The sequence below is a fragment of the Paenibacillus sp. JNUCC-31 genome (assembly GCF_014844075.1).
Classification (GTDB): Bacteria; Bacillota; Bacilli; order Paenibacillales; family Paenibacillaceae; genus Paenibacillus.
On record NZ_CP062165.1, the window covers coordinates 4,301,309 to 4,316,300 of the forward strand.

The 14,992-nt window shown below is 47.3% G+C and carries 15 protein-coding genes; 12 read left to right on the forward strand and 3 right to left on the reverse strand.

Annotated elements, in window-relative coordinates:
- The first annotated feature begins 77 nt into the window (after nt 1-77).
- The 4 genes from JNUCC31_RS18745 (at nt 78) to corA (ending at nt 4,295) form a co-directional block, all read left to right on the forward strand.
- Nucleotides 78-1,142, forward strand: a complete 1,065-nt coding sequence (locus tag JNUCC31_RS18745) for a DUF3048 domain-containing protein (RefSeq protein ID WP_228469091.1) — start codon at nt 78-80, stop codon at nt 1,140-1,142.
- 216 nt (nt 1,143-1,358) lie between these two features.
- A complete protein-coding gene (locus JNUCC31_RS18750) occupies nt 1,359-1,976 on the forward strand; it encodes a DUF47 domain-containing protein (RefSeq protein WP_062327047.1) in 618 nt (205 codons plus the stop codon).
- A gap of 14 nt (nt 1,977-1,990) precedes the next feature.
- Nucleotides 1,991-2,980: an inorganic phosphate transporter gene (locus JNUCC31_RS18755; protein ID WP_192263254.1), complete on the forward strand. Its 990-nt coding sequence runs from the start codon at nt 1,991-1,993 to the stop codon at nt 2,978-2,980.
- Between the two features lie 355 nt (nt 2,981-3,335).
- On the forward strand, nt 3,336-4,295 hold the full coding sequence (corA, locus tag JNUCC31_RS18760) for a magnesium/cobalt transporter CorA (protein WP_192263256.1): 960 nt from the start codon (nt 3,336-3,338) through the stop codon (nt 4,293-4,295).
- Nucleotides 4,296-4,659: 364 nt separating this feature from the next.
- On the opposite strand, the gene JNUCC31_RS18765 is transcribed toward corA, so the two are convergent.
- Entirely contained in the window at nt 4,660-5,751 is a 1,092-nt protein-coding gene (locus JNUCC31_RS18765; protein WP_192263258.1) for a DNA alkylation repair protein, read from the reverse strand.
- Between the two features lie 183 nt (nt 5,752-5,934).
- Nucleotides 5,935-6,564 carry a tyrosine protein kinase gene (locus JNUCC31_RS18770; RefSeq protein WP_192263260.1) on the reverse strand — a complete coding sequence of 210 codons (630 nt, stop codon included), beginning with the start codon at nt 6,562-6,564 and terminating at the stop codon, nt 5,935-5,937.
- 453 nt (nt 6,565-7,017) lie between these two features.
- On the opposite strand from JNUCC31_RS18770, the gene JNUCC31_RS18775 reads away from it, so the two are divergent.
- The 8 genes from JNUCC31_RS18775 (at nt 7,018) to bioC (ending at nt 14,344) form a co-directional block, all read left to right on the forward strand.
- Nucleotides 7,018-7,308, forward strand: coding sequence for a YerC/YecD family TrpR-related protein (locus JNUCC31_RS18775; RefSeq protein WP_017690665.1), 291 nt, complete (start codon nt 7,018-7,020; stop codon nt 7,306-7,308).
- A gap of 3 nt (nt 7,309-7,311) precedes the next feature.
- Nucleotides 7,312-8,091, forward strand: coding sequence for a sirohydrochlorin chelatase (locus JNUCC31_RS18780; protein ID WP_192263262.1), 780 nt, complete (start codon nt 7,312-7,314; stop codon nt 8,089-8,091).
- Nucleotides 8,092-8,423: 332 nt separating this feature from the next.
- Entirely contained in the window at nt 8,424-9,782 is a 1,359-nt protein-coding gene (bioA, locus tag JNUCC31_RS18785) for an adenosylmethionine--8-amino-7-oxononanoate transaminase (protein WP_192263264.1), read from the forward strand.
- A complete protein-coding gene (gene bioD / locus JNUCC31_RS18790) occupies nt 9,779-10,513 on the forward strand; it encodes a dethiobiotin synthase (RefSeq protein ID WP_228469093.1) in 735 nt (244 codons plus the stop codon). The genes bioA and bioD overlap by 4 nt, the downstream gene beginning before the upstream one ends.
- 2 nt (nt 10,514-10,515) lie before the next feature.
- A complete protein-coding gene (bioB, locus tag JNUCC31_RS18795) occupies nt 10,516-11,514 on the forward strand; it encodes a biotin synthase BioB (protein ID WP_192263266.1) in 999 nt (332 codons plus the stop codon).
- A gap of 13 nt (nt 11,515-11,527) precedes the next feature.
- Nucleotides 11,528-12,706 (forward strand): 8-amino-7-oxononanoate synthase, encoded by a 1,179-nt coding sequence (gene bioF / locus JNUCC31_RS18800; RefSeq protein WP_192263268.1) that lies wholly within the window; start codon nt 11,528-11,530, stop codon nt 12,704-12,706.
- Complete coding sequence (locus JNUCC31_RS18805) at nt 12,703-13,491, forward strand: alpha/beta fold hydrolase (protein WP_192263270.1); 789 nt, start codon at nt 12,703-12,705, stop codon at nt 13,489-13,491. Before bioF ends, JNUCC31_RS18805 begins: the two co-directional genes overlap by 4 nt.
- Nucleotides 13,481-14,344 carry a malonyl-ACP O-methyltransferase BioC gene (gene bioC, locus JNUCC31_RS18810; protein WP_192263272.1) on the forward strand — a complete coding sequence of 288 codons (864 nt, stop codon included), beginning with the start codon at nt 13,481-13,483 and terminating at the stop codon, nt 14,342-14,344. Before JNUCC31_RS18805 ends, bioC begins: the two co-directional genes overlap by 11 nt.
- Here bioC and JNUCC31_RS18815 read toward each other — a convergent pair.
- Nucleotides 14,341-14,907, reverse strand: coding sequence for a TetR/AcrR family transcriptional regulator (locus tag JNUCC31_RS18815; RefSeq protein ID WP_192263274.1), 567 nt, complete (start codon nt 14,905-14,907; stop codon nt 14,341-14,343). The genes bioC and JNUCC31_RS18815 overlap by 4 nt on opposite strands.
- Nucleotides 14,908-14,992: the final 85 nt, after the last annotated feature.

Here is a 14,992-nt window from a genome sequence, read left to right on the forward strand (position 1 = left end):
AGAAATACGTGAAATGGTCACCTCATAAGAGCAACTACAGCCTAGATTTCAGCCAAATCGTTCAGGAGGTACATATATTGAAGCAATGGAAATGGAACAAAACGACGTCAGCGGCGTCGATGTTCATTCTGGCTATGAGTCTGGTGGCTTGTCAGAACAAGGAGATGGTCCAGAACCCGAATCCGGAACCCGTTCCAACACCTGTACAGGAACAAGTGACGGAAGAGCCTGCCACGTCTCTCTACACAGCACCACTCACAGGTCTGCCTGTGGATGAAGCGATTACACGCCGCCCACTGGCGGTCATGATTAACAATGCTCCTGCGGCACGGCCACAGTCAGGTCTGAGTGCGGCTGACATTATTATCGAAGTACTCGCAGAGGGAGGCATTACCCGTTTTATTGCGATCTTCCAGAGTGAAGGCGGATCAGAGACGGTCGGACCTGTGCGCAGTATCCGTCCATATCTGATCGAGCTTGGTGAGAGTTACGATGGTGTATTAGTTCATGCAGGCGGCAGCCCGGATGCATATTCCATTTTGCAAAAGCAGCAAAAGCAGCATATGGATGAGATCTCGAATGGTGGCCCCTATTTCTGGCGTTCCTCCGATCGTAAAGCACCGCATAATCTGTACACGTCGTCGGACAAGCTGAGAGAAGGTGCGGACACCAAGGGCTATAGTCACGATTTCAAGTCTCCTGTGTATACGTATAACGAAGAAGGTTCTACATCCTCTGGCGAGTTGGCCAAGCGATTCGATATTCATTATTTATTGAAGAGTTACCAGGTCACGTATGATTATGATGAAGTTGGCGGACGATATATGAGATTGGTGAACGGAAAGGCAGATCAGGACATGGACAACGACGAACAGATTGGAGCGACCAACATTATTGTCGCCGGTGCGAATCATAAGGTGCTCGACAATGTGGGCAGACTGTCGGTGAATCTGGAACAAGGCGGGGAAGCCATGCTGTTTCAGAAGGGAAAGGTCATTCATGGGCAATGGATAAAGAAACCAGGGGATATTATTCGTTTTGTGCAAAATGGGACGGAAGCTGCTCTGGTTCCTGGAAAGACCTTTATCAGTATTGTTCCGAATCAGCCTGACTTTGCAGAGCATGTTGAAATTCAAAATTAATCCAATTCCAAGAGAAATGTAAACGCAGTGTAAAATTTCATCATCATTTTTCCAGTCATTCCAAATAATTAAGATTCATTTCAGATTTATGTGATAAGAATATAAAAAAGGATCATGCCTTATGTACAAACCATGAAACAAATATGATAAGATATCAAAGGTTGTCATTTCATGTTTCATCGGTTATCGGCAATTTCTCGTAAAGGGGATAGAGCTATGAAGCTTAAGAAGAAGAAGGATATATTTTTTGAGACACTAGAGAACATGGCAGATACGGTCGTGCAAGCGGCTGATTATTTCTCCCAACATGTTTCCAACCTTCAGGATGTGACTCTTTTTGCCAATGAAATGAAGAAGTACGAGTCCCAGTGTGATGATTATGTTCATACCATCATTACAGAGCTCAACAAAACATTTATCACGCCGATCGAACGCGATGATATTATGGAACTGACAACGACACTTGATGACGTATTGGACGGACTCGAAGCAACGGCTTCCCGTTTCTATATGTACCAACTGACTGATCCGGACGAATATATCGTTCAATTCGCTGAAATTTTGCGCCAATCGGCTTACGAAATTCAGAAGGCCATTCATTTGCTGTCTCAGAAAAAATTGCTGGCGATCCGCGAGTACACGATTCGTCTGAACGATCTGGAAAACCAGGGTGACGAAGTGCTGCGCAACTGTATCAAGAACCTTTTCGCTACCGTGCCTGATCCGATTGAATTGATCAAGCGCAAAGAAATCTATGAACGTCTTGAGACGACAACGGATGCTTGTGAACACGTAGCGAATGTGCTCGAATCCATCATCATGCGTAATTCTTAAGGAGCCAGAGAATAATGGAAACAACGATTTGGGTATTGGGTATAGTCGTCTTCCTTGCACTGGCGTTTGACTTCATTAATGGTTTTCACGATACAGCGAATGCCATTGCAACTTCGGTTTCGACACGGGCACTGACCCCGCGGCGGGCAATCCTTATGGCTGCAGTGATGAACTTTGTCGGTGCCATGATGTTTACTGGAGTAGCGAAGACGATTGGGGGAAGTGTAACAGACCCCACCAAGCTGGATAACGGGATTGAGGTCGTCATCGTCACCTTGATCGCCGCGATTATCTGGAATCTCGTTACATGGTGGTTCGGAATTCCTTCTTCATCCTCGCATGCACTGATTGGTGCTCTTGCTGGTGCTGTACTTGTTGGCGCAGGGGCTGATAAAGTGAAATGGAGTGGATTTATTGATATCGTCGGAGGATTGTTGTTATCACCTCTGATTGCATTTGCCATAGGTTATGTGGTCATGACGATTCTCAAATATGTTTTTGCGAAACGCAGTCCGCATAACGTGAACAAAGGTTTCCGTACGGTCCAGATTTTTACGGCAGCGCTCCAGGCGTTTACACATGGTACGAATGATGCTCAGAAAGCAATGGGGATTATTACGTTTGCACTGGTTGCAGCAGGCGTACAGGATCATCTGGATGTTCCGCTGTGGGTTAAGATCTCAGCAGCAACAGCCATGGCTCTGGGTACGTCCATCGGTGGTTGGAAAATCATCAAAACGATGGGAACCAAAATCTTTAAAATTGAACCGATTAACGGGTTTGCCGCGGATTTGTCAGCTGCATCCGTTATTTTCTCAGCAACGTTGCTTCATCTTCCAGTGAGTACAACACATGCGATTACATCGGCCATTCTGGGTGTCGGTTCCGCGAAGCGTTTTTCGGCTGTGAAATGGGGACTTGCTGGACGTATTATTATTACGTGGTTCATTACGATTCCAATTACGGGGTTGCTCGCAGGTTTGCTGTACTGGATTATGTTCTAACAAAGTTATCCCGGAAGCATTCGGGGTTACAGAGTTAACAGACAAACTGTTCATAACTGTGTGAATATCGGGATATGTGGACAATTATACAACCATAATGAAGAGACGCCTGTGCATGAACATGTGGACAGGCTGGATATGTGGATAGCCATCCGTGGAATGATAAACCAAAAGAAGATATTCCTGTGGATACAGGAAACTGTGGATAGGGAAATGAGAGAAGCCAACAGGGTTGGCTTTTTTTGTTGTCACGTCCGCAGGATAAAGTGGAATCATGGGCAGTTGCAGGAGACGATTCAGTGGTTAAAGTTGTACAATAACGTAAAGGATACAAGACAAGGACGTGGTCTAACTTATGATTCGTACACTCGCGATTACACGGGATCATCAGGTTTCCGTGAATGTACCACTGACACAGCTGGACCTCCAGGATTACGCCTGGGTATGGGCAGACTTCAACCAGCCTTCGGAAGAGGAAAGCCGATTGCTGGATACATATTTTCATTTTCACCCCTTGGCGATTGAAGATTGCTTGCATGTGCTGCAGCGGCCCAAGCTCGACTATTACGACAATTTGCAGTTCCTCGTACTGCATGCATTGAATCCGTCCACATTGGAAGCAGAAGAGGTGGATCTGTTCCTCGGGGCGAACTTCCTGGTTTCTTTTCATCATGGCGTATTGGAAGAAGTCGATGAAGCATGGGAGCGGTTGTTGCATCACGCACACGAACGAACCATGTGGGCCCGTGGCCCGGTGGCGGCTGCCTATACGGTGATGGACAAGCTGGTTGATCATTATTTTCCGTCACTGTTTGCCATCGAGGATGAGCTGGCTGAATTGGAGAACCGGGGCGGGCAAGAATCGGTGGAAGAGCTGATGAACCAGGTGTTTGACCTGCGCAGTCGATTGCTGAAGCTTAGACGAACGGTAGTGCCGATGCGGGATCTGCTATATCGGGTGGTCAATTCCCAACATGTGCAGCGATCAGGGGAGCATACAGCATATTTTACGGATATCTATGATCATCTGCTGAAGCTGACCGACATGATTGAAGCTGATCGGGAGATGACCGCAGACCTGAGAGACAGTTATATTTCGCTGAATTCCAACCGAATGAATGCAATTATGAAGACCCTCACGGTAATTACGACGGTCTTCATGCCACTGACACTGATTGCGGGGATCTATGGCATGAACTTTGCCTATATGCCTGAGCTGCAATGGAAATTTGGGTATGGTGCGGTGCTGCTGTTGATGTTCATTCTTGGCGGGAGTATGGTGGCCTGGTTTGTGAAACGGGGCTGGTTTAAGTAAGGGATAATAGAAACTGGATAGCAAGTGAAGAGTTAGCGGTCTGCACAGATCGCTTCTTTAGCCTGTCTATAATGTGCATAAGAGGGCAAATAGGAGTACATATAGATTCATTTTCGGAATAGATGTCCACATGTGGATAAGATAAATGAAGAAGCATCATGTGCATAACTTGGTTTAGGGGAATCTATCTGTTACGAACAGGGTGAAAATAGTAAAAGGCATCTTCAGTACTGAAGACACCTTAGGAATATTTCAAATTTCAAAAAATGGATTCCATGAGCTGAATTGTAACATGGGATTCTTATCATGAAATGAACCCTGCTACGTTTTCATAATAAGTTGGATGGCTCTATCGTATTGTAGATTACTCTGTTTGCTCCAATACAAAGGTAGCTGTAGCGGTAGGTTGTCCATTAACGACAATCGTTAGTGTATGCAAACCGGCATAATAACGTCTCGTCGTAATCACTTTGAACGATTGCTTTGTAGCAACCTTGGTTCTTCCCGTGGGATAAGTCTTATCGGAGCACTTGAAACGTTTGGGTGCCTGTTTGCCGTTTGCCTTCATATACCCAATTTCATACTCGATCCGCAGCATCTGTGGCTGGCCGCTCTCATTGACCACATCGAACGAAAAGTGAAGCTCCTCGCCAATGACTACTGTATCCTGGGCAAGCTGAAGATGCTCAATATGTGTCGCGTTCTGCTCTACATAGCCAAAGAGACTTAATGCTTTTGGATGGCCCTTCTTCAGCAGGGAGCGGCTTGCATGACGAACAATCCAGTCGGTGTGTTCATGCTGCCCGTACCAGCTGGAGGCCAGATCCAGAACCCGTTCCGGATGATCTTTCGAGATGTCGTTCAGATGATTGGCTACACTTTTTCTCACGTACAAGGACTCGTCCTGCTTCAATTTATGCAAAATCGGAAGTACAGGCGTTGGATCGGTAATGAATGTCCGAAGTTTGGAACCCCACGGAAGACGCGGACGACTGCCTTCACTGGCAAGTCTGCGAATGTGTTCATCGGAACTGCCTGCCCATTCCATCATACGTTTCATCGTCTCGATCGGGTAACGTTCAATAAACGGGCGTACCGCGAACTCGGAACTGGAATAAGGTGTGAAAACGGTCAAGTACTTCATGGATAGCTCGTAGTTTTCCGATGCCAGTCCGTTCACTTCAATAAAATCCGGTACGAACAAATACTCAACGCCTCGCATATGTGGTGCAGCCTGTTCGATAATCGTCAATGCTTCTTCATAGCTGGGAGGTAGCACTTCAGTTAGAGCCAACGTGATTCGGCGAATACGAGCTTTGAATTCCAGTTCATCCCAGCCATCGGCAAATACAAGTTCTCGGAATTGCTGTATGTTCAGCTTGGGATAAAATTGGTGCAGCTGTTCTCCCGTCCGATTGATTAAAGCGGGAGTATATTTATCTTTGAACAGTTCCATAGTCCGCCTCCTTTATCTAATTCCAGTATACCTCAATTCACTGGGATAAGAACATAAGTTCCTGTAATTTCTGTTTGTAATTTATTTTATTCGTTGAAAAGGTGCATGGATTGGAGATATGAGCAGCGGCGTGAACATGGATGAAGGCACCCTCTTTCTGCAAGAGAGTGCCTGGGAAATGAATTAGATTTTTTTGCTGCTTTTGGGACGACGTCTGGTAGAATTGGATTTACGACGGGGGTTGCTGCTGGAGCTGCGTTTACGCGGTACAGCAGTCGTTTTCTTACGGCGTTTGCGTGAGCGAGGCGGCGAATATTCTTCATAATCTTTATCCGCAACGCTTTTGTTCGTTTTTCCTTTGCCAAAAGGAAGCATACCCATCACGAGCTTCATCATGGGCGCCATCTGCTGAATGCCGCCCACGACCTTTTGCATTTTGCCGATCCCGTTCATGATGCCATCGATTCCCCCGAAGCGGTCGATCATACCCTTCAGTTCTCCAATGTTGGCCAGTGAAAAGCCTGAGGAAGATGCAGGTGCTGTCACCGGAGCAGGAGGGGCTGCAGGAGTTCCTCCGCCAAAGAGACTTCCTCCAGGTCCTCCCGGGCCTCCTGGGCTATAAGGTACAAGTCCGGATGCTTCGACCTCCTGGAATGGAGGGTAGTATGGATCTACTCCAGGATATACGGGTTGAACCTCAACTTCATTCAATGCCCGCGGCGGCATGTATGCAGATGTATAAGCCTGCCGATGCGAATGGGAAGACGGACGCTGCCGCGAGGCGGACTGGCGGTGATAATAATGCTGTGGCATGAACTATCACGTTCCTTCTATGTTGGATTTCGGAATTGCGTTCCACCAGCTGTATGACAGATGTGCATAACAGACCGAGATGGAACTCCCTTTTGCTATACTGTATGTCATTCGCGGAGAGACGGCGTAGGCGGTTATCCCGGAAAACGGGATATTTGCGGATTTGGGCGCAGAGGGAGATAAGAGGTTTAGAGTTGGGTGGCCTAGTTTAGACACAAATTTGTAACATTTTAAAGGTATAAAATCATACATGATTAATCGGATATATAGAGGTGAATAATGGGAAAAATCGTGATATAGCAGGGATTGTACGCGAGGGAAGGACAATAGTACCTGTTGAAAGCGGTAACATGTATTTTTATTCTGTACTGCGTGAAAACGGTAACGCTTGAAATACCAACTCAGGGTTAGTACAATGTAGGTACACAGTAACCGCTAGGGGATGATGATGAAATGCAGCTGAAAAAGCTAAATGATAAAAGTATTGAACAACTATTTGAGGCCATTTTGACTCTGAAAGATATTGAAGAGTGTTATGTATTTTTTGATGACCTCTGCACGGTAAACGAGATTCAATCCATGTCCCAGCGGCTGGAAGTAGCCCGTATGCTTGGTAAAGGAAATACGTATAACCAGATTGAAGCAGAGACGGGAGCAAGTACCGCTACGATCTCTCGTGTTAAACGCTGCCTGAATTACGGCAATGACGGGTATAAAATGACGCTGGAACGCCTGGGACGCTAAGCAATGAAGAAACCGGGTGTACTTATCATTAGTCACGGTTCTCAGGAGAAGACCTGGGTGGAATCCGTCGATGACGCGGTCTCCCGGTTGAATCTGCCTGAATCATTACCCGTTGAAGCCGGGTTTCTTGAACTTGTGGAAAGACGCCTGATCCAGGACGGTATCGACCGACTGGAAGCACAAGGCGTAACGGACATCCTGGTGGTACCGTTGTTTGTTTCATCCGGTAGTACACATGTGGATGAAATTGAATATGCCATCGGTGCCAAAGACGCTCCGGAACGCGAGACGGATCTGGAACCGTTCCACGTAAATGCGCGGGTTCACTTCGGTTATCCTGTGGATAATGATCCGGACATTGCAGTCATGGTATGGGATAAAGTAAAATCCCTGTCGCGGCAACCAGAACAGGAGACGATTCTGTTAATAGGACACGGTAGTATCCACAATGGATTCCGTCAGCGCTGGGAAGCAGGTATTTCTTCACTCGCACAGCGGGTGCAGGAAGTTAGCGGAGTCGCTCATACCGATTATGCGCTGCTAAATCCGGATAGTGTGTACGACAAGGCGAAATACTGGAGTGAAGAGCGGGGGAGTCGGGTTATTGTGGCGCCGCTGTTTTTGAGTGCCGGTTATTTCACCATGAAGGTGATCCCGGGCCGACTGAAGGAACTGGATTACGCGTATAGTGGTGAGACGCTGCTTCCACATCCGCTGTTAGGAACGTGGCTGGAGCGCCAGATTCGAATTTTGCTGGACCGATGCAGTGAGGCCAAGGTTTAGTTCAGGGAAAACAGGTCGCTGTTAGCGATTATTCCCGTTATCTCTAACAATAGCTTAAACACAAACGGCAGAAATGCCGTTTTTTTGTTTTGTATAAACTTTAGATAAACACGCCGAAGCAGGGCGTGTTTTTTTTGTATTAGGAAAAACCCTCTTCGAGCCGAAGTTCCGGGTTCAATCCGTTCATACAGAGTGGAGGGTGAGGGTTCTAGCTCAGAAATGATTCTCTTTACAGGAAAGTTTTTGTCTGATAAGATGTCAACATTCAATTGTTAACCTATAAAATAATTTTGGGTTAACAATTGAAATGATCTAACGGAAGGTGATATCTTGTGACACATTATGAACGGCTTGCAGCTATAAATAAGGCCCATTTATGGAACCCTTTTACGCAGATGAAAGATTACAATAACTCCGATCCTCTCATCATTGAACGAGGCGAAGGCGTCATGCTGTATGACATCCAGGGACGTGCTTATTATGATGGATTCTCCTCGGTTTGGCTTAACGTTCACGGACATAACATACCCGAGCTGAACCAAGCTATAACGGATCAGTTGGAACGTGTTGCACATTCTACGTTACTCGGAATGGCTAATGTGCCTGCTATAGAACTTGCAGAGAAATTAGTAGAGATCTCCCCAGAGGGATTAAATAAAGTATTTTATTCCGATTCGGGAGCAACCGGTGTCGAGATCGCAGTGAAAATGGCATTTCAATACTGGAAGAACCGGGGAGAAACCGGTAAAACGAAGTTTATCACGATGAAACAAGCCTATCACGGAGATACGATTGGTGCGGTAAGTGTCGGTGCAATTCCGTTGTACCATGATGTGTTCCGTCCGATGCTGTTTCCTACTCATGTCATTCCATATCCTTACGTTTATCGACATGAGGACGGCGAGCGAGAAGCCATGCAAGCCACGATAACCGCGTTACGCAATTTACTTGAAACCAGTGCAGGTGAAATCGCGGCTATTATTGTGGAGCCGATTGTGCAAGGGGCTAGTGGCATCCTGATTATGCCAGAGGGATGTCTACGCGAGATGGCAGCACTTTGCCGTACATATGGCGTACTGTTCATAGCCGATGAGGTGGCGACAGGGTTCGGTCGGACAGGCGCTATGTTTGCTTGTGATCTGGAAGAGGTATCACCTGATTTGATGGTGATAGGCAAAGGCCTTACAGGCGGCTACTTACCTGTGGCTGCGACACTGGCAACGGATGATGTGTACAACGCATTTTATGCTGATTACGAAGAGCAGAAAACATTTTTCCACGGTCATTCTTTCACAGGTAACCCGCTCGGTTGTGCAGTAGCTTTGGCTAACTTGAAACTATTTGAAGAGCGCAACTTGGTAGAAGGTGTAAGAGCCAAGGCGACTTTTGTGGAGCGCAAGCTCGCAGTGCTTAAAGATTGCCCGCATGTCGGTGATATCAGGCAGAAGGGTTTGATGGTAGGAATTGAGCTTGTACGGGATAAGGTGACTCGCGAACCTTACGATTGGCCCGAACGCATCGGCGTTCGTGTAACCGGGCGGGCCAGAGAGCTTGGCATGCTTACGAGACCGCTTGGTAATGTTGTGGTGTTCATTCCTCCTCTTGCCAGCACTGAGGCTGAGCTTGATGCAATGACTGATATCCTGATGCAATCCATCTTTGATGTCACTGAGGGTGGTTTGGAAACGTGAATGTCATTCGCGGATTATTCGTAACAGGCACGGACACCGATGTTGGAAAAACAATCGTTACAGGGGCTCTTGCTGCTGCGCTTCGTGCTGAAAATCTGAATGTAGGCGTCTGGAAGCCCGTGCAGTCCGGTGCACTTCTTGGCAGCGGAGAAACCGATGCAGAACGTCTATTGCAATACACCGGAATTCATGAACGTGCCGAGGATGTGGCGTCATTTACCTTCCAAGCTCCAGTGACCCCGATGCTCGCTGCCAAGCAGGATGGAGTGACGATTACGTTACAGGAGATCATCAACGCTGGTCAGCCGCTGGCAGATCGATACGAATCAGTACTCATCGAAGGGGCAGGCGGCGTCGCTGTTCCATTGACTGAAGACTCTTTTGTGGTGGATTTAATCTCGGAGCTTCGGATACCAGCTCTGATCGTTGCACGCTCAGGACTAGGTACAATTAATCACACACTTCTTACGGTGTCATACCTGCAGCAGCATGGGATTCCGATCATAGGTTTTATTCTGAACGATGGTGAATCTGACGAGATTTATAACGATTCCAGCATCACAACAAACGCGGAGCTGATTGAACGTAATTGCGGCATCCCCTTTCTTGGGCGCTTTCCACGCTTAATGGATGAATTAAATACGGAATTGTTGATCCAGGTGATTCGAGAGAAGATCCAGTTAACACCAATCAGACAGGCACTAACAGTTCAATTCATGGAGGAGGAATGAATATGAAAACAACGGTAACTAATCTAGTATGGTCGTCGCTTGCGGACCGATCGTTGAAGGGCGAATGTTTAACAATGGAAGAAGGACTTGCCGTGCTTGAAGCAAACGACGATGAGGTACTGCCGCTGATGCAAGCGGCTTTTCAAGTGAGACAATATTTTTACGGCAAAAAAGTGAAGCTGAATATGATCATCAACGCCAAAAGCGGCTTTTGTCCCGAAGACTGCGGGTATTGTTCACAATCCATCGTGTCCACCGCTCCCATCCAAAAATACAGCTTGCTTGACAAAGAAACGCTGCTTGCAGGAGCAAATGAAGCTATGGCTCGTAAAGCAGGAACCTACTGCATTGTAGCTTCAGGCAAGGGTCCCACGAATAAGGAGCTGGATCAAGTTGTAGAGGCAGTAAAAGAAATCCGTCAAACGATGCCACTTAAAATCTGTGCTTGTCTAGGAATCTTAAAGGACGGTCAAGCAGAACGTTTGGCCGAAGCAGGTGTACACCGATACAATCACAACCTGAACACAAGCAAAGCCAATTATCCGTCGATCACCACAACGCATACCTATGACCAGCGAATTGAAACCGTGGAAAAGGTAAAAGCATATGGTATGTCCCCCTGCTCCGGGGTCATTATCGGTATGGGGGAGAGTAATCAGGAGATTGTTGAGATGGCTTTGGCACTCCGTGAGCTTGATGCCGATTCAATTCCGATTAATTTCCTGAATGCGATACCGGGAACCCCTCTGGAAGGAGCAGGACGCACACCGGCTATGAAGGCGCTTAAGGTACTGGCACTATTTCGGTTCATCTGCCCATCCAAAGAGATTCGTGTCGCGGGCGGACGTGAGATCAACCTGCGTACATTGCAACCTTTGTCACTGTATGCTGCCAATTCACTCTTTGTAGGTGACTATCTAACAACAGCAGGTCAAGAAATCTCGAACGATCATCAAATGATTGAAGATTTGGGCTTTGAGATTGAGCTAAATGCTCTTTAAGGCGGTACAGACTATGGACTGGATGGAAAAAGAACTTTCGTTATTGGCGGATGATTCCAATGAACGTTACTTACGTGATAGTGCTGCTGTTTCGGATAGTCCTGGCTATACGTTGAGAGGAGATCAAGTGCTGCTCAACCTGGCCTCCAATGATTATCTGGGACTCGCACAGCATCCCGCTATCATCGATACGATTCGTAAGACGCTTCTTACCGAAGGAGGGGGTTCGGGGGCATCTCGTCTTGTCACTGGGAATCGACCACTGTATGGCCATCTGGAAGAAGCGCTGGCTACTTGGCAGCATAGTGAAGCCGCGCTTGTTTTTGCAAACGGCTATATGGCTAATTCCGGTGTCATTCGTGCACTCGCAGGCCGGGGCGATGTGGTGTTTAGCGATCAATTAAACCATGCGAGTATCGTGGACGGCATTGTGCTGAGCCGTGCGGAGCATGCCCGGTATCGACATAATGATATGGAACATCTAAAACTATTATTGAACAAGCATCGGGATAAACGACGTAAGCTGATTGTTACGGATGCTGTCTTTTCTATGGATGGGGATCAAGCACACCTGCGTGAGCTCGTTGCGCTCAAACAGGAGTACGGGGCAATGCTGATGGTAGATGAGGCGCACAGTGGAGGCATCTATGGGGAGAGGGGCGAAGGACTATGCTTTAAGCTTGGTCTGCAGAATGATGTGGATGTGCATATGGGGACATTTAGCAAATCGTTTGGTTTATATGGAGCTTATGTCTGTGGCAGCCGAACATTAATCCGCTTTCTCATCAACAAAGCAAGGCCGCTCATCTATTCAACGGCATTGCCTCCTTCTCTCGTCGCAGGTATTTCAACAGCGTTAACCTTGGTACAAAATGATCATTGGCGTCGTGAACGTCTCTACTCTACCAGTAAGTTATTCCGTTCTTCGCTTGGTGATGCCGGATTTAACGTTGGGATTGGGGACTCTCCAATTGTTCCGGTAATTATCGGTGATAACGAAAGGGCCCTTCGTTTCAGTGAGGCACTTGAAGCAGGCGGAATTGCTGGGGTCGCCATCCGACCGCCTACCGTTCCTGATGGAACTGCGAGAATTCGCTTCTCCTTATCGGTCAACCATACCCCTAAGGAAATGAATGATGCCAGTTCACGAATCTGCAACATCGGGCTTCAGTTAGGGGTGCTGAGCTTATGAATGCCTCGGAAAATATTCCGCTGTTAAAAGAGCAGGAGACAAACGGAACCATTCTGTGGCTAACGGGATGGAGCATGCCAGATGTGGTGTTTGACCGTCTTCGCCTGTTATTGCCCGATTTCCGTCATATTTCTGTAGATTACAGTGCTGCTAATTCTCCAGAAGACATGTTGTGCGTAGCTGAAACGGCAGTGAGTAATATTTTATTTGTTAGAGGGTCAGCTGGTACTGAACAGGCGATTCACGGTCCGCTTTTGGTATCAGGCTGGTCGCTTGGAGGTTTACTGGCGCTCAGACTAGCAGCTAAAGGTTGCGTGGATGGCCTTGTGTTGTTCGGTGCAACGGCTCGTTTTACCCGCTCAAAGGAAGAGTTTGACCGCGGTTTGGCAGATGCATACGTTAGACAGATGATCAAAGGGGTCTCAAGGGATCGACATGTAGTTGAAACGAATTTTCGAAAGATGATGTTTACGGAGCTGGAATGGGAGGGGGGGCTTGCTGAACGTCTACCTCAAACGGGTAGCTGGACAACTCAAGCACTACTGGCAGGTCTTCAAATTTTGAGAAGCGAGGAATGCTTGTCTCAACTGCCCCATATCGATTGTCCGGTTCTTCTTATTCACGGGACTGAGGACAAGATTTGTCCTTACGGTGCCGCTTTGGAGCTTACGGCTCAATTACCTCATGCTAAGTTAATAACATTAACCGCATGCGGGCATGCACCTTTTTGGGGAAGGGAAGTACAGATAACGGATGAATGGAGGAGATGGTGGTATGGCCTATAGTAGGAATAGTGCTGTTCAACGCCAATTTAATCGTAGTGCCATTTCATACGATGCACACGCCCATATTCAGCGTTCTATGGCTAATCAGCTAGCAAGATCTCTCGCAGGATGGAAAGGCATGGGATTCACAAGTAACCCGAGCATTCTCGAAATCGGTTGTGGCACAGGGGCTTTGACTCAAATCCTGGTGAATGAATGGCCCAGTGCGAAGATCACTGCAATTGACATTGCACCCGAGATGATCGAAGTGGCTTCAAAACGGTTCCGATCAGCACAGTATCCAGGTTCAAGAAATCGTGCAGCGGATCGTTTGCGTTTTCTTCAAGCGGATATTGAGACATGGGCGGCAACTGCTCCAGAATCCTCCGTGGATATCATCGTCTCCAATGCCTGTTTTCAATGGCTAAGTTCTCCGCAGGAAACACTGGATCATCTGCGGCGAATGCTGCGTCCCGGAGGTTTGCTGATATTTACGACCTTCGGGCCGGATACATTTCGTGAGATGCATGAGGCATTTAATGAAGTATATCGAGCCAACGGAATGGAAGCACAGCGGCATGGACTTTCATTTCCATCGCCTGTTCAATGGGAAATCATGCTCCAGGAATCTGGATATTCTAGTTTCCATTGTGAGCGTTCAATTCATAAGGAAAAGTATGCTTCTGCAAAGGATTTTCTGTATTCGGTTAAAGGGATGGGAGCCAGCACTTCAGAAGCAGTAACGGTATCAGGTTACAGCTTGCGACGATTGTTCACCGATATGTATCAGGAGTATGAGAATATGTTCAGCATGCAGGGAGGAGTCGCAGCGACGTACGATCTTCTACTCATTCAATCCGTAGCTCTTTATTAACCCTTTACCTGAGAAGGAAGGATCAGGTGAAGCTCCAGCAAAGACATCAATTCTTCGACGATCTGCTCCGCAGGATAGGGCATGGAATTCATGATCCACCATTCCAGCAGGCCAGCGGAGGCACAGGCCAGAAATTGTACAGTGATCTCCCGGTTGATCCCTTTGTGAATGCCGCATGCATCCACCTGCTCTTCGACCCCCTGAATCAGGAGCGTCATCATCCGATTCCGGAAGGCGGGAATGCCTTTTTGGGTTAATAGCGTGGTATACACGGGGGCATGCTGCTCCAGGTAACGGAAGGTTCGGAGCAACGCCTCCCTAACAGTCATGGGAGTAGTAGGGCTCTCGACCATACAGCTCTCCACCAATTGCTGCAAATACGTCTCAATGCTTTGATCCAGCAAATCAAACTTGTCCGTGTAGTGCAAATAGACGGTACCACGGTTCACATTGGCCCGATCAGCAATCTCATTAATCGTAATTTGCTCGAAATCCTGCTCTTCTAACAACCCGATAAACGCATCGGTTATGGCTTTTCTTGTTTTGACAACTCGTCTGTCCATGGCGCCTCCTTTGATGTTTTCAACAATATGAATCAATTCGTTGATTATTCAACAATAACGGATATTTTAGCGATTGAAGCGTTGC

Coding starts and splice junctions, on each gene's coding strand:
- bioC (WP_192263272.1), top strand. CDS start 13,481: ATGGCCTATAGTAGGAATAGTGCTGTTCAACGCCAATTTAATCGTAGT.
- JNUCC31_RS18815 (WP_192263274.1), bottom strand. CDS start 14,907: ATGGACAGACGAGTTGTCAAAACAAGAAAAGCCATAACCGATGCGTTT.
- corA (WP_192263256.1), top strand. CDS start 3,336: ATGATTCGTACACTCGCGATTACACGGGATCATCAGGTTTCCGTGAAT.
- JNUCC31_RS18780 (WP_192263262.1), top strand. CDS start 7,312: ATGAAGAAACCGGGTGTACTTATCATTAGTCACGGTTCTCAGGAGAAG.
- JNUCC31_RS18765 (WP_192263258.1), bottom strand. CDS start 5,751: ATGGAACTGTTCAAAGATAAATATACTCCCGCTTTAATCAATCGGACG.
- JNUCC31_RS18750 (WP_062327047.1), top strand. CDS start 1,359: ATGAAGCTTAAGAAGAAGAAGGATATATTTTTTGAGACACTAGAGAAC.
- JNUCC31_RS18770 (WP_192263260.1), bottom strand. CDS start 6,564: ATGCCACAGCATTATTATCACCGCCAGTCCGCCTCGCGGCAGCGTCCG.
- JNUCC31_RS18775 (WP_017690665.1), top strand. CDS start 7,018: ATGCAGCTGAAAAAGCTAAATGATAAAAGTATTGAACAACTATTTGAG.
- JNUCC31_RS18755 (WP_192263254.1), top strand. CDS start 1,991: ATGGAAACAACGATTTGGGTATTGGGTATAGTCGTCTTCCTTGCACTG.
- bioF (WP_192263268.1), top strand. CDS start 11,528: ATGGACTGGATGGAAAAAGAACTTTCGTTATTGGCGGATGATTCCAAT.
- bioB (WP_192263266.1), top strand. CDS start 10,516: ATGAAAACAACGGTAACTAATCTAGTATGGTCGTCGCTTGCGGACCGA.
- JNUCC31_RS18805 (WP_192263270.1), top strand. CDS start 12,703: ATGAATGCCTCGGAAAATATTCCGCTGTTAAAAGAGCAGGAGACAAAC.